16 protein-coding genes are annotated in these 18715 nt (G+C 33.7%); 9 read left to right on the forward strand and 7 right to left on the reverse strand.

The features are described 5' to 3' along the window. Positions 1-5 precede the first annotated feature (5 nt). The 3 genes from ANASTE_RS03485 to ANASTE_RS03495 all read right to left on the reverse strand — a co-directional run bounded on the left by ANASTE_RS03485 (position 6) and on the right by ANASTE_RS03495 (position 3072). Complete coding sequence (locus ANASTE_RS03485; RefSeq protein WP_039944903.1) at positions 6-1064, reverse strand: MGDG synthase family glycosyltransferase; 1059 nt, start codon at positions 1062-1064, stop codon at positions 6-8. 908 nt (positions 1065-1972) lie between these two features. Further along, the gene (locus ANASTE_RS03490) at positions 1973-2497 is read right to left on the reverse strand and encodes a spore maturation protein (RefSeq protein WP_007049553.1); all 525 of its coding nucleotides are present in this window, start codon (positions 2495-2497) and stop codon (positions 1973-1975) included. After that, a complete protein-coding gene (locus ANASTE_RS03495; RefSeq protein ID WP_007049554.1) occupies positions 2491-3072 on the reverse strand; it encodes a nucleoside recognition domain-containing protein in 582 nt (193 codons plus the stop codon). The genes ANASTE_RS03490 and ANASTE_RS03495 overlap by 7 nt, the downstream gene beginning before the upstream one ends. Positions 3073-3258: 186 nt before the next feature. Here ANASTE_RS03495 and ANASTE_RS03500 point away from each other — a divergent pair, with 186 nt between their 5' ends. From ANASTE_RS03500 to ANASTE_RS03515, 4 genes are all read left to right on the forward strand, one after another. After that, entirely contained in the window at positions 3259-4302 is a 1044-nt protein-coding gene (locus ANASTE_RS03500; RefSeq protein ID WP_007049555.1) for an alcohol dehydrogenase catalytic domain-containing protein, read from the forward strand. A 1034-nt stretch (positions 4303-5336) separates the two neighbouring features. Next, positions 5337-5981: a TetR/AcrR family transcriptional regulator gene (locus tag ANASTE_RS03505; RefSeq protein ID WP_007049556.1), complete on the forward strand. Its 645-nt coding sequence runs from the start codon at positions 5337-5339 to the stop codon at positions 5979-5981. Positions 5982-6069: 88 nt separating this feature from the next. Next, on the forward strand, positions 6070-7317 hold the full coding sequence (locus tag ANASTE_RS03510; RefSeq protein WP_007049557.1) for an MFS transporter: 1248 nt from the start codon (positions 6070-6072) through the stop codon (positions 7315-7317). A 564-nt stretch (positions 7318-7881) separates the two neighbouring features. After that, complete coding sequence (locus tag ANASTE_RS03515) at positions 7882-8652, forward strand: nitroreductase family protein (RefSeq protein WP_007049559.1); 771 nt, start codon at positions 7882-7884, stop codon at positions 8650-8652. Positions 8653-8706: 54 nt separating this feature from the next. On the opposite strand, the gene ANASTE_RS03520 is transcribed toward ANASTE_RS03515, so the two are convergent. Beyond that, complete coding sequence (locus tag ANASTE_RS03520; protein WP_007049560.1) at positions 8707-9549, reverse strand: aldo/keto reductase; 843 nt, start codon at positions 9547-9549, stop codon at positions 8707-8709. 122 nt (positions 9550-9671) lie between these two features. Here ANASTE_RS03520 and ANASTE_RS03525 point away from each other — a divergent pair, with 122 nt between their 5' ends. Next, on the forward strand, positions 9672-10094 hold the full coding sequence (locus ANASTE_RS03525) for a MerR family transcriptional regulator (RefSeq protein ID WP_007049561.1): 423 nt from the start codon (positions 9672-9674) through the stop codon (positions 10092-10094). A 502-nt stretch (positions 10095-10596) separates the two neighbouring features. Here ANASTE_RS03525 and ANASTE_RS03530 read toward each other — a convergent pair. After that, positions 10597-10893, reverse strand: a complete 297-nt coding sequence (locus ANASTE_RS03530; RefSeq protein WP_007049563.1) for a sigma factor-like helix-turn-helix DNA-binding protein — start codon at positions 10891-10893, stop codon at positions 10597-10599. A gap of 212 nt (positions 10894-11105) precedes the next feature. On the opposite strand from ANASTE_RS03530, the gene ANASTE_RS03535 reads away from it, so the two are divergent. Both ANASTE_RS03535 and ANASTE_RS03540 read left to right on the forward strand, forming a co-directional pair. Beyond that, positions 11106-11699 (forward strand): LexA family protein, encoded by a 594-nt coding sequence (locus tag ANASTE_RS03535; protein ID WP_007049564.1) that lies wholly within the window; start codon positions 11106-11108, stop codon positions 11697-11699. Positions 11700-11765: 66 nt separating this feature from the next. Further along, complete coding sequence (locus tag ANASTE_RS03540; RefSeq protein ID WP_007049565.1) at positions 11766-12722, forward strand: ketopantoate reductase family protein; 957 nt, start codon at positions 11766-11768, stop codon at positions 12720-12722. 439 nt (positions 12723-13161) lie between these two features. On the opposite strand, the gene ANASTE_RS03545 is transcribed toward ANASTE_RS03540, so the two are convergent. Then, the gene (locus ANASTE_RS03545; protein ID WP_007049567.1) at positions 13162-13809 is read right to left on the reverse strand and encodes a Crp/Fnr family transcriptional regulator; all 648 of its coding nucleotides are present in this window, start codon (positions 13807-13809) and stop codon (positions 13162-13164) included. A 140-nt stretch (positions 13810-13949) separates the two neighbouring features. Between ANASTE_RS03545 and ANASTE_RS11685 the strand changes: the two genes are divergently transcribed. Both ANASTE_RS11685 and ANASTE_RS03555 read left to right on the forward strand, forming a co-directional pair. Then, the gene (locus ANASTE_RS11685; RefSeq protein WP_007049568.1) at positions 13950-15854 is read left to right on the forward strand and encodes an acyl-CoA dehydrogenase family protein; all 1905 of its coding nucleotides are present in this window, start codon (positions 13950-13952) and stop codon (positions 15852-15854) included. Between the two features lie 12 nt (positions 15855-15866). Continuing rightward, positions 15867-17069: an FprA family A-type flavoprotein gene (locus ANASTE_RS03555; RefSeq protein ID WP_007049569.1), complete on the forward strand. Its 1203-nt coding sequence runs from the start codon at positions 15867-15869 to the stop codon at positions 17067-17069. A 466-nt stretch (positions 17070-17535) separates the two neighbouring features. On the opposite strand, the gene ANASTE_RS03560 is transcribed toward ANASTE_RS03555, so the two are convergent. After that, positions 17536-18678, reverse strand: a complete 1143-nt coding sequence (locus ANASTE_RS03560; protein ID WP_039944905.1) for an acyl-CoA dehydrogenase family protein — start codon at positions 18676-18678, stop codon at positions 17536-17538. Between the last annotated feature and the right edge of the window lie 37 nt (positions 18679-18715).

An 18715-nucleotide genomic window follows, 5' to 3' on the forward strand; every position in this document is an offset into this window, starting at 1 on the left:
TTCTCCTATGCGGATAAAACACTTAGAAGATAGTCGTTATTTATTTCTTCTCTTATTCTATCCATATTTTCTTTCATTTTATTTAATTCGTGTTCATCTTTTATAAGCTCTATTACTTCATCAGCCAAGTCTGATTTTTTGCTCCATTTTATTTTACCTATATTATTCTTTTCAATGAACCGTGCATTCCCGACTTCCTGCATCAAGAAAGGTTCTATTATATAAAGAGGACATGATGTATGGATAGCTTCAAATGTCGTTATCCCTCCTGATTTTGTTATTATCAAATCAGATCTCATCATGTATTCATGGACTTTGTTTGTGTATCCTACTACATTTACTGACGGAAATTTTGTTTTTATCTTTTGATATAATTCTCTGTTTTTTCCGCATATCAACGTTAGATTTATATTTTCGTTTTTGTTTAGTCTATATAGTATATCTTCTATTCCCGGGATAAGTCCGAGACCTCCGCCCATTATCAGTATTTCTTTTTTATGTTTTTGTTCTACAGCATTGTTGTTTTTGAATGCTTGTCTAACAGGGATCCCGCAGATTTGTATTTTATCTTCTTCTACACCTTTTTGAATAAGTTCATCTTTTGTTTCTTTGCTTCCCACAAAATACATGTCAGTTTCTTTCCCAAGCCATTCGTTATGAGCTGTTATATCCGTGATATATGTATACAAAGGAATGTTTGATTTCTTTGTTTCTTTATACATTGATATATATTTACTTGCTATTGGGATAGTGGAGATAATAAAATCAGTTTCGTACCTGTCTAAAAGGTCATCTACTTTTTTTACCAAAACTTTTTTTAGCGGCACGGAATTGTTATGATTACCTGCCGTTTTATTTAATAGGTTATATAGAGATGCAAATTTGCTGGTCAGATTATTAAAACCGGAGTAAATCGTTTTTGAAAATGACGGAAATAAAAAGTCAATTACATCTACGATATAGACTTTATCGTTTTTATTATAAGAAATTATTTCTTCTTTTATTGCTTCGGCTGCACTGATATGCCCCATGCCGAAGCGTGCGGTCAATATTAATACATTCATTTTTTCCCTCTTTTCTTCATTTAGAAAAATGCTTTTAAAATATGTTTTCTTAAATATATCATATAAATTTCACAAAATGGGGGATTTAATAAACATATTACGTAGATTTAATGTAATCTTAATAATTTAAGAAATATTTAAGGGCTTTAATGTTAAACTTTTATATTTTTTAATCTTACGTTTTATTTTCGTCATTTTTTGCCGGTCAAAGTCTTTGTTAATAGCTTGACACATTTTGTTATATAAATTTAAAATGCGGTGACTTATTTGATGATATTGATACATTTATCTTAAAAATATTTTCATATAAATCTTAAAGAAAGCCATTTATAAATGAGAATAAATGTTATTAGATGAAACTCATAAATTTAAAATCGTGTTTCTTTATGTATTAATACACATCTTGATTTATTGAATATAATCTATTTTCAAATGTATAAAAATTAAAATTTTTCATTTAATTTAAGCAGAGGCTTTTAAATATTTTAAAAATATCTTTGGATTTTGTTATTCGCTCCACCCCTTTTAAATATGGTAAAGATTTATAAAATATATATCAATATATATCAATATAGTTAAGAAATACCTAGCCTTAATAAAAAGGATAGTAAATGCCATATACTTTCATATCTACATAATCTATGAGTATTATCCGCTTTTTAAAAAACAACAGACCATTATTTATATTGCACTATTATCAATCCTTGCTGATTAGCTTTTAGAGTATTTGAGAATTAATACAAACAAAAGTTTGTAGAGATACAAGAGGAAAAGACTCTTATGATTTGGCTTATATGGTAAAATCAAAACCATAAAAACAAAGTTGTGAGTCTTTAAACGCTTTTAATGTGAAGATTTAATGTGTTGTTTTGATTGGTGAGATAAATAGCTATTTAAATTTTATTTTGTTAAGTAAAAAATATCATGGATATTATATAAGCGAATATAAATCCGACAAGGTCGGCAAGAAGACATGCTTTAAAAGCATACCTGATATTTTTTATGTTTTCGCCGGACAGGTATACGTTTAGTACATATAATGTGGTTTCCGTTGAACCCATCATAACGCTTGCCGCAAGACCGATGAATGAATCGGGGGTGAATACTTTGAATATGTCACACAGTACGGCACTGGCTCCCGAGCCTGAAAGCGGTCTGAACAACATTAAAGGCAGGAGTTCGCTTTTGAAATGTATAACGCTGCAGGCAGGGGAGAGTATCTTTACGATAAATTCGCTCAGTCCGCTTTCACGAAAGACGCTGACGCTTACCGTGAATGCCAAAAGGAACGGAAATATGTTTAAAGTTGTTTTTATCCCTTTTTTAGCTCCTGTGACAAATGTCGCATAAATATCTATGTTTTGCTTGATTCCATAGGTTAAAATCCCCAGTATTATGGCGATTAATACGCCTGATGATATTAAATTTAACATTTATTGTACCTTTTGAAAATTTTTGCTATTATGATTCCCGAAATTGTTGTAAATAGGGTAGATAATAGTATTGGGATAAAAACTATCCCGACATTTGTTGAGCCGTAGGACATCCTATAGGCGAATATAGATGTGGGAAGGAGCTGAAAACATGTTGTATTTAGTATCAGAAACATAATCATATCGTCATTTAATGTATCTTTTTTATCATTTACTTTATTCATTTGGTGCATTGCTTCAATACCAAATGGGGTGGCGGCATTCCCAAGACCGAGGAAATTGGCGGAAAGGTTTAAAATAATGGCATTTATCACTTCCTTGTTATGTTTTAAGTCTTTAAATAATATATTAATAATGGGTTTGAATAAACTGTTTACCTTATCTATCAATTTGCTTTTTGTGATTATCTCCATCATACCCATCCAAAAACACATCGTTCCAAGTAATGAAATACATATCTTTACCGTATCCTCTCCCGAAGTTGAAAATGCCTTTGTAACATTTTCAATATTTCCCGTTGCGACTCCGTAAATCACGGAAATTATAATTATAAAATACCAAATTTTATCTAACATAAATTCTCTTTTTCCTCCTAAAAACTTAAAAATGTGACATTTGTCATGTGACTTTTATAAAAATTTAAAATGTAAACTTTTTCAAATTACAAAAGTTTCATTTTTTATATTTTATTCTGCTTGACTTTGTGATATAATCAATTCATCGAAAAAATAAAAAAAATTAATTTTAAGGAGAAATAATAAATGGAAGCAGTCGTATTTAGAGGACCAAATGATTTTAGTTTAGAAGAAGTAGAAACACCTAAATGTCCCGAAAAAGGTGTGTTAATAAAAGTTGATGCAGTAGGACTTTGCGGTTCTGATATTAGAACATTCTCTTCAGGTCATAAAGATGTTACACCACCACATATCTTAGGACATGAAGTTGCCGGTGAAGTTGTGGAAAGTGATAATGCAAATTATCCTGTAGGAGAAAAAGTAGTATTAAATCCGCTTATCAAACTTTGCGGAGAATGTTATTTCTGTAAAAACGGTTTAAAGAACCACTGCAGCAATAAAAAAGTACTTGGTACAGAAATGCCGGGAGGATATGCACAATATGTTGCCCTTCCTGAAGAATGCTGTACGGATGACGGTATCGTAAAAGCTCCGGAAGGATTTAACTTAGATTTAATCCCACTTGCTGAAACACTTTCAAGTGTATACTCTACACAAGAATTCGCTAACGTAAAAGAAGGCGATATTGTAGTAGTTATCGGTGCAGGTCCATTAGGAAACTTACATAGTGCAGTTGCAAAAGCAAGAGGAGCTAAAAAGGTTATCATTTCGGAACCAAGCGAATCAAGACTTGATATGGCAACAAGATTCACAACAACAGATGATTTCGTAAACCCACAATATGGTGATTTACATGACTTCGTAATGCAGGAAACAGAAGGTGTTGGTGCTGACGTAGTTATCACAGCTTGTCCTGTAGGCTCTGTTCAAGTAGAGGCTACACACTTACTTAAACCAAGAGGAAAAGTTATTCTTTTCGGAGGTCTTCCAAAAGATAACTGTCACGTAGCATTTGACTCTAACTTGATCCATTACCAAGAATTAGTTCTTTACGGCGGATATGCTTATGCTCCTGAAGTATTTGCTAAAGCTGTTGAACTTATTACATCAGGTCAAATTGATGCAAGCCAATTCGTAACACACGTAATACCTCTAAGAGACATCAAAAAAGGTATCGATTTAGTTAAAACAGGTGAAGCTATTAAAGTAGTTTTGAAACCTTGGGAATAATACATATATTCTTTAAAAGAACCGCTTAACGCGGTTCTTTTTTATTCCTTTGTATAAAGAATAAATACCAATGGGGCTCTGCTTTAATACTCCTTCTAAGGGACTGAGTACCTTATATCCACCTTCTGCAAGGCTCAGTCTTGTTATAAAGATGAAAATATAACTTAATGAAAACTCGCAGATATTCCTTCATAAATCCGCTGCACAGAAAACTAAGAAATCGTGTTGTTTAATGTGCTAAGGCACATCCGGATTAAAATCCGGCTCATTTTTAAAATGTGTAAACAGTCAAATTCTTTCACTGAATCGCCTTGATGGTTTTTACGCTTCTCAATGTAACTGTTAACTATTTCGAAGAAATAGGCGTATTTTTTTATAAATACGATTATCCGATAAGATGATAAAGAATATGAACAAATTTGCTTTAGCAGTATTTGTGAATTATTAAGAAGTCCTGCCAGCGTTTCTTGGAAGAGAATCTATCTCATTCTTCTTATCAAAAAAGTTTTATCGTATTTTAAATATAAAACTTTCTAGTTATATGGGTTAGGTTAGCGACTTTTTTACAAAATGCGGGTAACATTTCGTAGAAAATCCAGTTGCATTATATTTTCTGCGACGTTTGAGTTTAGTCATTTTTTAATCAATGTTAAGATTTTATTTGATTTGAATATACAGCGTACGCAAAATAGTATTATTAAGTTTATACAAGAAATATTAGTGAATAATTTCCTTATTTTATTTCTGTCATAGAGTTTTAATACTATAGTTGTTAAAACTGAGTAAATATAAGAGTATTATATTAATATAGTAGTTAATTTTTTATGTAAATAGCGGGTGAATAAATTATGTAAGTTAAAGATTTCTTTTGGTAAAGGCTTTAGCACCACACAGTGGGAGACTTTTTCCTTTTGGCTTTGGAAAAAATATGGTCACCCTTTATAGCGAAATCTAAAATTAACCATTGACAAAAAAGACTTATAAGTATATCATATAAACATACTAGCGGTATGTATGGAGGTTATGTATAAATAATGTCAAGAAATAAACATCCCGAAGTTACGGTAAACAGAATAATTGATGCGGCTTATAAACTTTTTTCAACTAAAGGTTACGAAGGTACATCTATTCAGGATATAATTGATGAACTGGGGGATCTGAGCAAGGGCGCCATATATCATCACTTTTCTTCAAAGGAAGAAATATTTGAAGCTGTCAGTGATAAAGTTTACAAGTTAAGTGAAAAGGAAGCTATGGAGGCTATTGAAGACAATAGTTTGTCGGGTCTTGAAAAGATAAGGACCTTGATTTTGGTTTCTATTACAAGCTCTGTTCATCTGCCTTTTATAGCGGCTTCGCCGGATATTTTACAAAATCCTAAATTTCTTGTTCAGCATTTATATACTTCTCTGAATGATGTAGCACCAAACATACTAAAGCCCATAATAGAAGAGGGGATAGAGGACGGCTCCATAAAGGGAGAAAATCCGAAAATAATGGCGGAAGTTTTGATATTACTTCTTAATATCTGGATGGATCCTGCGGTGATCCATTATACTAAAGATGAATTTACCGACAGAGTGTTATTCTTAAAAGATTTGCTTAAAAGTATGGGAATGGATATTGTAAATGAAGATATGATGAACAAACTTGATGTGTTCAGAAATATATTAAGTTAAATATTGCTGCCTGAGGGCAGTTTATTTAAAAAGATTTACATACCGACGGTTGGTATTAAAATGAAAATAACTTACGAAAGGATAACAAATGAAACAGCAAAAATTATTTTCAAAAGATTTTACTTTAATAGTAATAGGGCAGATAATATCACTTTTCGGAAATGCTATATTAAGATTTGCACTTCCGCTTTATTTGCTTAACAAGACAGGTTCACCTTCATTATTTGCCACGGTGTCCGCATGTGCTTTTATTCCTATGATAGTGCTTTCTCCCATAGGAGGGATAGTTGCGGACAGGGTGAACAAGAGGAATGTCATGGTGATACTGGATTTTGCCACGAGCTTACTCATGTTATTATTTACGTTTCTATTCGGCAGTGTAAATATGATAGTTTTATTTATAGTGACTTTGATGTTGCTTTACGGTATTGCAGGGGCTTATCAGCCATCCGTGCAGGCGAGTATACCTTCACTTATGGATGATGAAAATCTTATTAGTGCGAATGCGATAATAAACCAAATCAATTCTCTTTCAAGCCTTATCGGTCCGGTCGCAGGGGGTGCTCTTTATGGGTTTTTCGGATTAAAACCGATACTTATAATAAGTATAATATGCTTTTTATTTTCCGCTGTAATGGAAATATTCATCAAGATACCTTTTGAAAAAAGGGAAGATACGGATGGTATTTTCAATATAGTAAAAAAGGATTTGAGTGAAAGCGGGGGATTTATAAAGAATGATAAGCCTATAATCGGTAAAGTGATAATTATAGTTTGTGCTTTCAATTTATTTTTAAGTTCTCTTATAATAGTCGGTCTTCCGGTAATCATAACTCAGGCTCTTGATTTCTCCGAGACGGTATCATCTCAGCTTTACGGTATCGCACAGGGTATCACTGCACTGGGAGGGCTGGCGGGAGGTATCCTGACTGCTACCAAATTTAAGGGATTTGAAATGGAAAAGTGTCATGTACTCCTTTCATGGGCTGCGATTTTGCTTATACCGATAGCGCTTTCGATGATGTTAGGATTGTCAGATATATTTATTTATGCGGTAATATTGGTGTCGGTCTTCTTGATCATGACTTTTGCGACTATATTTACCATAAAAGCAATGACTTTTTTGCAGATAGTGACTCCTAACTATTTGATAGGAAAGATGATTTCACTCGTTATGTGCCTTTCTATGTGTTCTCAGCCGCTGGGACAGGTGATATATGGGTTTTTGTTTCAAAACTTCATGACTAACAGCTATATTGTTATCTTTATAGGTGCTGTAATGAGTTTACTTATAGGTCTTGCTTCCAAGAAAGTATTTTCTGTTATCAACGATTAGGATGATAGGGTGGTGCTAATAAAGCTGTAGTGTTTTGAGCGTTCCGGAATAAAAAGTTTTAATATTTTAATTTTGTTAATATGAAAATGACCGAGCAAATTTAATAAATTTAACACTAAAAAATTTTAAATAATTATTTTTATAAATACATTATTATTATCCATATAATAAAAGATAGTATGATGTTGGATTTAAAAAAATTGAATTTAGTTTATCTATATTTATGAATAGCAGAAATAAAACTAATAATTATTTCTTTGATATTTGATTCATAATAACCTTAAAAACAATGCTGCTTATGAGATTAAAGATTTTTATATATTTTATTTATCAATTATATTTTTTAACAGTGATAAGAAAGATTTTCCTTGTATTTTAGAGAAGAGATATTTTATTATTAAAATAAATGATATATAGGTAATAGTTTTTTAATTTAAAATTTATGTTAAAAGTTTGTTCATATAACAAATTATAATGGTAAAGAAATTCTTTACGAATAATGAAAATATAAAATCATTTGTTATAATACTTTGGTAGCTGATAAAACATTAGCGGAGGTATCGAATGAAACATATGATTGAAGTTGATGAAAATAAATGTATAGGCTGCGGACTGTGTAAAAGGGATTGTCCGACTGCAAACATCAAGCTGGAAGATAAGAAGGCAAAGATAATTACAATGGAATGTTTGTACTGCGGTCACTGCGAAGCTATTTGTCCTAAAAATGCAATAATACTTACGGGATTTGATGAAAAATCAGAGCAGTACAATGAACAAGTTAGATTAAATCCAAAAGAACTTATGGATGCGATAAAGACCAGAAGAAGTATACGTAATTTTAAAAATAAAGAGATACCAAAAGAAATTATAGAAGATATTATCGAAGCGGGGAGATTTGCTCCAACGGGTAAAAATGCTCAAAATGTTTCTTTTATTGTACTTGAAAAAGATAAAAAGAGATTCGAGAAAATAGCGGTGTCATTATTTAAAAAAATCACTAAAATACTTAAGCCTTTTTCCAAAGAAGTCTCAAGGGTTAAAATAGACGAAGATTTCTTTTTTAAAAAAGCACCTGCCATTATCCTTATAGTATCAAAAGATAAAGTTAACGGTTCTTTAGCTGCTGAGAATATGGCTTTCATGGCAGAAGCGTACGGATTGGGTGTTCTTTTCAGCGGATTTTTTGCTATGGCGGTAAATAACAGCAGAAAATTAAGAAAAGAACTGGGGCTTAAAAGAAAAGACAGAGCAGTGACAGCGTTGGTTTTGGGATATGCCAATGTAAAATATCATAGGACAACATTTAAAGAACCTGCTAAAGTTAGAAGATTTTAAAGTAATATATGATAAATTATATATTTAAATAAAAAAAGGGATAGCTATCCCTTTTTAATGTATACCTGATAAAAATTCCACTGTTTCGGGGTCGTAATGATTTATAAACAGACTTTCTTTTTTATCCAATGTTTTGATTAAATTCATGTCATCATCCGATAGTTGGAAATCAAACACATCGAAGTTTTCTTTCATCCTTTCTTTATGTGTGGATTTGGGAATAACAATAACTCCATTTTGTATTAAAAATCTTAGTGCTGTCTGAGCAATGGATTTATTGTATTTTTTTCCGATTTCTTTTAATACTTCGTTGGAAAACATATTGTTTTTGCCTTCTGCGAAGGATCCCCAAGCTTCTATTTGAACATTATATTTTTTCATTATTTCATGAGCTTCCGTCTGCTGATTGAATGGGTGTGTTTCCACTTGATTTATCATAGGTGTTATTTCATTGAATTTAATCAAATCCACTAGTCTGTCAGGGTAAAAATTGCTGACGCCAATCGCCTTTAATTTACCTTCTTTATAAGCTTCTTCCATAGCTCTGTATGTTCCGTAGTAATCTGAAAAAGGCTGATGTATGAGCATTAAGTCTATGTAGTTGCTTTTTAATTTATTCAATGACTCTTCGATTGACGCTTTTGCTTTTTCATATCCTGCATTGGATATCCATACTTTTGAAGTTATGAATAAATCTTCTCTTTTTACTCCCGATTTTTCCACTGCATTTCCCACCGCTTCTTCGTTAAAGTATGCCTGTGCGGTGTCTATCAATCTGTATCCCGTATCTATTGCATCTATAACACATCTTTCACATTCTTTATGGTCGGGGATTTGATATACTCCGTATCCGAGTATCGGCATTTTTAAATCGTTATTTAATGTTACATATTCCATTTTTATTCTCCTTAAAATAATACTTTTCACTTAATTTACATTTAATAATATAAGTGATATAATGACTTTACTACCTTAGAGTAACTCTAAGTCAATACTTTTTTTAAAAAAGGAGAAAAATTATGTATACGGTAAAAGATATAAGCAAAAAGTTGAATTTAAGCGAGCATACCATACGTTATTATACTGACAGGGATTTAATTCCAAATGTAAAGAGGAATAAAAACAATGTGCGTTTATTCGACGAAGAGTCTGTAAACTGGTTTATAGGTATAAAATGTCTTAAAGAATGCGGGATGTCTATCGAAGATATAAAGAATTATATCGATTTATGCCTTGAAGGGGATAATACCATACATGAAAGATTTGATATCATATTGAAACAAAGAGAAATAGCAGAAAAGCAGCTTGAAGAGGCAAAAGAAAGGCTTATATATCTTGAAAATAAAGTAAAGCATTATGAAGATATAATAAACGGTGATCTTACGGATAATACAAACCCCAGGAAAGAGGGGTACTACATTGAACATATTGATGTAGTATGATTTTGTGAATAAAACAAGCAGAAGTTTTTTTAAGTATCAATGCCGACTATGTTAAAAGGAGCTTACACTTTTAATATTTATAACATTAAAATAATTGATGAAAATGTTTGATATATATTGTTGATATAAAATTACTGGGTCAATGTGGGTTTAAAGTTAATTATCAATAAAAATTATTTATGAACATATATAAGCTTAAAATTATGATAAATAGGATAATTGGTATAAAAATTAACGGTTTTATTCTGGCTTCATAAAATATTATAGTAATATCGTTATTATTTATTGATTTATAAAAGCTGTTATAAGTTTGATTTATAAAAATCTTCTCATTTATGACTTTTAAATAATACATTAAAAAAAGAGATGTCTAGTCTCTTTTTTGGTTTTTATAATTATGATATAAAATATATAAATTTTTCATAAAGAAATAATTACAGGTTATAGGTAAAACTTCAAATATTTAGATGATAATATAAGAATTTTTATTTATTTCATTATTCTACGCTGCGTCTTTGCCGAAAAGTACATGTTCCATTTTTCTGATGGCAGCTGTTTTTACTTTTGATGTATATTCTCTTGTAAGCTGTATTTCCAGTGATATTTCATACATAGTAAGGTTATTTATATAAAAATCGGTTATGATTTTCTTTTCCAAATCGGTGAGACATTCCATGGCTTTATTTATATTATCCATAAGTTTTCTTGTGTTTTCTTCTTCTCTTATTTCCAGGATCTTTTCATAAATAACCATTTCTTTGAGTAATTTTTCTGTTTTTTTATAGTTTGTTGTTTTCATGTTTAATCTCCTTTTTTTCTTCTTTATTTTCAGATTTTATTTTGTTTAATATGAATTATATTCATATTTTAATATAATTGGTAATTTATGTCAAGATGAATATGAATATTATTCAATCTAAAACAATTCTCTCTTTACATTCTGAATATAGTTCACTATAATGTAGGTATACATATACGGTTATAAAATATTTTTGAAACGGAGAATAAAAAATGTTCGGTGAAAAATTAAGGTCTCTTAGAAAAGAGCATGGTATGACTCAAGTAGATCTTGCAAATGCTTTGGATTTAGATAAATCTTCAATAGCTAAATATGAAAGTGCGGGGATAATCCCTTCCGTGGATACTCTTCAAAAGATTTCTGCTCTATTTAATGTATCTATTGATTATCTATTAAATGCACCTTTCGGAGACATAAACAATGTCATGAATGTAGAGATAATAGGTACTGTGGTTGCGGGAAGAGACGGGATAGCAACATATGAATTCCTCGGGATATCTCAGGCTATCAACATTAATAACAAAGACGAATATAAGTATTTAAAGGTAAGAGGGGACAGTATGGCTCCTCAGATATTGGAGGGGGATTTGGCTCTTGTCAGGCTTCAGCCGGATATAGACAGCGGAGATTTGGCTGTTGTGATAATAGGAGGAGAAGAAGGGGTTATCAAGAAAGTTCAGAAAACAGATAATTCAATATCTCTGATATCCTTTAACCCTATGTACGATACGAGAGTATTTATCGGTAAAGATATGGAACAGCTTCAGATATTCGGTAAAGTGGTAAAAGTTGAAAGAAGTTATTAGCATAAGTTCTTATTTTAATTAAAAAAGCATACACCTTATTATTGTAAGTTAAATAAGGGGTATTAAATGAAAATAATGATTTTAGGTTTGGGTGCAGTGGGAACTGCCTACGGTTTTACCTTTAAAAAAGCCGGACATGACGTTTATCATTTTATAAGAGAAAACAAGAGAAAAAGCATTCAAAAAAGGCTGGATATCAGTTTTCTAGACGGAAGATTTAGAGAAAAAGGGGAAAACAAAAAAGATTTTTATGAAGTGGCTTTAGCCGAAGATACTTCATTTGATTTTATATTTATTTCTGTATCTCCGGGTATGATAGCGGATGCGGTAAAGACCATAAGAGATAATGAGTTAAAAGGTACTTTGGTACTTTTCAATGCTCTTTGGTATACGAGAGAAGAACTTGAAGAAATCACTTTGGGGTATGAATATATAATTGCTTATCCTTTGACTGCGGGGAATATACAACAAAACAAATTTGACTTTGTTTTATTTAAGTCCGTAATGCTTGAAAGAAAAGAAAAATCGAATATCAATAATTATGATGATATCGTAAAGTTATTCGGTGACTGCGATATTGAGATAGAATTTCCTTATGATATGCTTCAGTGGATATGGGTATATATGGGAGTAAGTGCGGGGTTTATAACCACTGCGGGAAGATATTTTGATTTGAATGATACTAAAAACGCATTTTTCAGTATAGTCAATTCTTCGGGGGCAATATCAAATTCATTTACATCAATCAGACAGATATGTTCAATAATACGTTCAAGAGGAGTGGATTTAAGGTATTATAAGGATATACTTTCAAACTATAATACTCCGCCAATGATAGCGGGGATGGTAATAAGGAACTCTCTTAAAAACAATGAATTCATGAGAAGGATATTAAGTCTGGATATAGATATAAAGGATTTATTTTATGTTTGTAAAGTCGTTTATGAGTGCGGAAAAGAAAATGGCATAGACTGTCCTGTCTTCTATGAAAATTACGAAGAGATGATAAAGAAATATCAGTAACAAAAGCCTTCATATAATATGAAGGCTTTTGTTCTTTTATAAAGAAACAAACATTAAGGGGCTCTGCCCCTTATACCCCGGCACTTTTTAAAAGATTAAAAAGTACCAAAAAATCTCCGCTCAAGCCGCGGTGGCTTAAAGCAACTGGATTTTCTGCAAAATGCTGCCCGCATTTTGCGAAACAGTCGCTATCCCACCCCCTATAAAAAAGTTTTATCTTAAATTAAAGTTAATAAATCTTTAAGGTAATATGTGGTTGAGTGACTTAGGTAAGTTTAATATCCCTTTTGGCGAAGCCTTAGCCGCCGCGGCAAGCGGGGTCGTTTCATCCATTCTTTGGACAAGCAAAGAATGGTGGGGTTTAAGGGGTAAAACCCCTTATAAAAATATTTGAATAAAAAATGAGGATTTGACATAATTTACTGTTAAGTTGGAGATACTATTTATCTGTATTTAATAAAAGAAACTTACGCTTATGGGATTTTATTATTCCTTTATCGTTCATTGCTTTTATTTCTCTTGTCATTGCACTTCTGTCTATACATAGATACTGAGCAAGGGAAGATAGCGACATAGGTATGGTAAAGGGATTTTCTCCCGACACACTTCTTACATATTTTAAATATGTTATTAGCTTTTTTTGTATGGTTGGCTGTTTTAGTATATTTAAATGGAGGGATAAAGACTGGGCTCTTTCTGCCGCCATCATGAATAGATTGCTTATGAGTTTTGTATGATGAGTGCATACTTTTTCGCATGGGGTTATTATATGGTTATAATCGATAAACATGACTTCGCATTTGTCTTCTGCCGTAACCAGATATTCGTAGTTATCCAAAGGAAGATAGAATATCTGACCGAACATATCTTTTGTGGTATAAGTTTCCAAAAGCATATCGTTTCCGTCGATGTCTATGGCATGGAGAGATGCATTCCCGCTTAAAATAAGTCCGACTTGAATTTTATTATCGGAGTAGCGAAGGATCGTATCCTTATGACTGTAGTTTTTTATCTTGGGATTAAAACACACCAACATTTGATTTATGGAATCATTTGATATCCCGTCATCTATAAAATATTTATTCATAATATCCTCCGGTAAAGAAAAGTTTTTTTATATTATATCATAAATGTTGCAAATGTCACAAATTTATTTATAAAAAAGGTTTACAATTAGTATAAATCAAGAGTAAGTGATTAGTTTCATTTTAGAAAGGAGAAATGATTATGTTATTCACGACAACGAAAGAACACGAGGAGTTTCGTCAAAAAATCAGGGATTTTGCAGAAAGCGAAGTAAAGCCTATTGCTTTTATGCTTGACCAAAAAAATCAATTTCCCGATGAAATAGTAAAGAAAATGGCTAAATTGGGATTTATGGGTATACCATATCCGAAGAAATACGGAGGTGTCGGACTTGATATTATTTCTTATGCCATTGCGGTAGAGGAATTATCCAGAGTTGACGGAGGAGTCGGCGTTATACTTTCCGCTCACGTTTCTTTAGGTTCATATCCTATATTTGCCTTCGGCAGCGAAGAACAAAAGAAAAAATACTTGGTTCCTCTTGCGAAAGGCGAAAAGCTGGGAGCATTCGGACTTACCGAACCTAATGCTGGAAGCGACGCAGGCGGAACTGAAACTACTGCGGAATTAAAGGGAGACTATTACCTTTTAAACGGCGGCAAGATATTTATAACAAATGCGGATAAAGCAGATACTTATGTCGTATTTGCGGTAACCACACCCGGTATAGGAACTAGAGGGATAAGTGCATTTATCGTTGAAAAGGGCTGGGAAGGTTTTGAATTCGGAGACCACTACGATAAAATGGGTATCCGTTCTTCTGCGACAGCAGAGCTTATATTCAACGACGTTAAAGTTCCTAAAGAAAATTTACTCGGTAAAGAAGGCGAAGGCTTTAAAATCGCTATGGCTACTTTGGATGGCGGACGTATAGGTATCGCTTCTCAGGCACTGGGTATAGCTCAGGGTGCATATGAAAATGCGGTGGAATACGCAAAAGAGAGAGAACAGTTCGGGACTGCGATCGCACATAATCAAGTCATTGGATTTAAGCTTGCGGATATGGCAACAAAACTCAGATGTGCCAGATTTTTAAATTATTCTGCGGCTGAACTAAAAGAACACCATGAACCTTACGGAATGGAATCGGCAATGGCTAAGATGTATTCATCTGATATTTGTCTTGAAGTCGTAAACGACGCACTTCAAATCTTCGGCGGAAGCGGTTATTTAAAAGGTATGGACGTGGAAAGAGCTTATCGTGACGCTAAGATTTGTACCATATACGAAGGTACGAACGAAATCCAAAGAGTCGTAATAGCTTCTCATATAGTAGGTAAGACTCCAAAGAAAGAAAAAGTTTCGGCGAAAGCCAAGGGAGCTATAACCGGAGCAAGAAAGAAAAAGATATTCGAAGAAGGAGATATCAATAAAAAGGTAGAGGACTTGGTAACGGCGCTTAAAAACGATGGATACGACTTTACCGTTGGAATAGATATAGATACACCTATCCCCGAAGCAGAAAGAGTAGTAAGCGTAGGAAAAGGGATAGGAGATAAGAAGAATATGAAACTTATCGAGGATTTGGCGATCCAGGCGGGAGCGGCGATAGGCTCTTCAAGACCTGTAGCGGAAACACTTAAATACGTTCCTTTAAACAGATATGTGGGTATGTCGGGTCAGAAGTTCAACGGAAACTTATATATCGCATGCGGTATTTCCGGTGCGGGACAGCATTTAAAAGGAATAACCGGGGCTACGACGATAGTTGCTATAAATAAAAATAAGAATGCACCTATATTTAAAAATGCGGACTACGGTATAGTAGGGGATTTGACGGAAGTACTTCCTATCCTTACAAAGGCTCTCGATAACGGAGAGGAAAAGAAACCTGCTCCTCCTATGGTAAAAATGAGAAAAGCTACACCTAAGAAGGAAGCTCCGCCTTGGAAGACTTTTGTATGCAGCGGCTGCGGTTATGAATACGACCCTGCTGTGGGTGATGAAAGTGCGGGAGTTTCTCCGGGAACATTATTTGAAGCACTTCCGGAAGACTGGATTTGTCCGGACTGCGGAGAAAGTAAGAATGAATTTATAGAGGCATAAGGAGGCTAATAAATGTATAACGTAAGAAAAGTAACAGAGGATCTATACTGGGTTGGTGCCAGCGACAGGAGACTTGAACTGTTTGAAAATGTTCATCCTATACCTCGCGGTGTTTCATACAACTCATACTTGTTAATGGACGAAAAAACGGTTTTGTTCGATACGGTTGACTGGTCTGTTGCGAGACAATTTTTGGAAAATGTGGAATATGTACTGGACGGAAGAGATCTTGACTATTTGGTAATAAATCATATGGAGCCTGACCACGGCGGAAGTATTGAAGAGATACTCATAAGATATCCCAACGTCAAGATAATCAGTACGGAAAAAGCATTTTTGATGATGAGACAGTTCCACTTTACCGTTGACGGTCATGTGGACGAAGTAAAAGAAGGAGATACGAGAAAGTTCGGTAAGCACGAAGTGACTTTCGTTATGGCTCCTATGGTACACTGGCCCGAAGCCATGGTCACATTCGACCTTACAAACGGAGTACTCTTCTCTGCGGACGCTTTTGGCTCATTCGGAGCTTTGGACGGAAGACTGTTTAACGATGAAGTGAATTTCGACAGAGACTGGATAGACGACGCAAGAAGATATTATACAAATATCGTAGGTAAGTACGGACCTCATGTTCAGGCACTATTAAAAAAAGCGGGAACCATAGATATCAAAATGATTTGTCCGCTTCACGGTCCCGTATGGAGAAACGATTTCGGATATTTATTAGATAAGTATGATAAATGGAGCAGTTATGAACCCGAAGAAAAGGGCGTTTTGATAGTATACGCTTCTATGTACGGGAATACCGAGAATGCGGCAAACGTACTGGCTTCAAAGCTCGTGGAAAGAGGAATGAGCAATATATCGATGTTTGATGTTTCAAAGACTCATATTTCATATTTGATAAGCGAAACATTTAAACTCAGTCATATAGTGCTTGCTTCGGTTACGTATAACCTTGGTATATATCCTCCAATGCACAATTATTTAATGGATATGAAAGCACTCAATGTTCAAAAACGTACGGTAGCTTTAGTGGAAAACGGTTCTTGGGCTCCTAAATCAGGAGAACTTATGAAGGAATTCTTGGATGAAATGAAGTTGATGACCGTTTTAAATGAACAGGTTTCACTTGTTTCCGAACTTAACGAGAACAGCATTGTTGAAATGGATGTTTTGGCGGATGCGATAATTGAATCTATTAATGAATAGTAGATAAGGGGCGCTTTCCCTAAAACCCCGCAAAGTTTTTTCCAAAGCAAAAAAACTTTGAGTTAAATGCTTCCGCTCAAGCCGCGGAGGCTTATAAGGCGACTGGATTTTCTGCAAAATGCTGCCCGCATTTTGTGAAACAGTCGCTACCCTATCCCTTTTGGGAGGGAATGTTATAATCAAAATTTACTAAATTTTACTTCGCTATCGAAAACAAGAATTTGTGGAATATATAAAAGTCACGATAGCTTACATCGCAGCGTTATTTAGAAATTTAAAAAGCTCCTTTATGGGAGCTTTTTATTTTTAATCATTTATCATTTTTTAATGATAAGAGTAAGTATAATTAAAAGTCAAAATTTAAATTTATTTTTAAAATCTTTATATAATATAAGAAATTTATTTATGAAAAATAGTTTGATTTTATAAACATATAAAAGATATATGATTTCGTTATTCTTTTATATTATTTAATGCCCATCCATGAAGAAATAACCATTCTCTGAACCTCGCTAGTTCCCTCATAAATCTCTGTGATTTTTGCATCTCTCATCAAACGCTCGAATGGATAATCCCTTGAATATCCGTCATAGCCGACTAGCTGGATACAGCGGCGTGTTACATTCGTTGCGGCTTCCGCGGCGTATAATTTACCCATGGCTGCAAGATGTGAAAATGCTTCATGGTCTTGTTTCGCCTGTGCGGCACGGTATACCAATAAGCGGGCTGCGTCAACTCTTGCCTGCATATCTGCAAGTTCAAATTGTGTAAACTGATATTGTGAAATTCTCTGCTCTCCCTGCATATGCTCAGTGACATATTTTTTACAGTGATCAATCGCGCTTTGAGCAATCCCCAGCGCCTGTGCCGCAACCCCGATACGCCCGCCGTCCAATGTCATAAGAGCCATTTTAAAGCCTTTTCCTAATTCTCCCAATAGATTTTCTTTTGGTATCTTACAGTCTTGGAAAACCAGTTCATATGTTGCAGAACCTCGTATACCCATCTTTTTTTCCTTTGTCCCGAAAGTAAATCCCGGTGTGCCTTTTTCAACGATAAATCCGGAAATACCTTTACTGCGTTTGCTTTTATCCGTCATAGCTGTAACAAAATATGTATCAGCATAAAAGCCGTTTGTAATAAATATTTTGGAACCGTTTAGTAACCAATGGTCTCCCATATCTACTGCCGTCGTTTGCTGATTTGAGAGGTCACTTCCTGCGGAGGGTTCTGTTACCGCAAACGCTCCGAGTTTTTCTCCTTTTAAAAGAGGTACTAAATATTTTTGTTTTTGTTCCTCTGTGCCAAACTCCGATATAGGGAAAGCACCTAAAGAATGGTGATCGGATAACATAACGGATGTAGTGGAACAATGCTTTGCCAATTCTTCAATGACTGCGATATATGTAAGATATGAGTGACCTGCACCTGCATATTCTTTGGGGTAGCAAATGCCCATCATACCGAGTTCGGCTAACCTTTTTCTGTTTTCTTCGGGAAAGCGTTCCTGCTCATCGACTTCTGCCGCTAATGGTGCTGCTTCATTTACTCCAAATTCGTGAATTAGGTCAATTACCTGTTGTTCTTCTTTTTTAAATTTAAAATCCATATTTAAATCCTCCTGCTTTTTTCTATCTTTAAAGATT

Source organism: Anaerofustis stercorihominis DSM 17244 (assembly GCF_000154825.1).
In the GTDB taxonomy this organism is placed as follows: domain Bacteria; phylum Bacillota; class Clostridia; order Eubacteriales; family Anaerofustaceae; genus Anaerofustis; species Anaerofustis stercorihominis.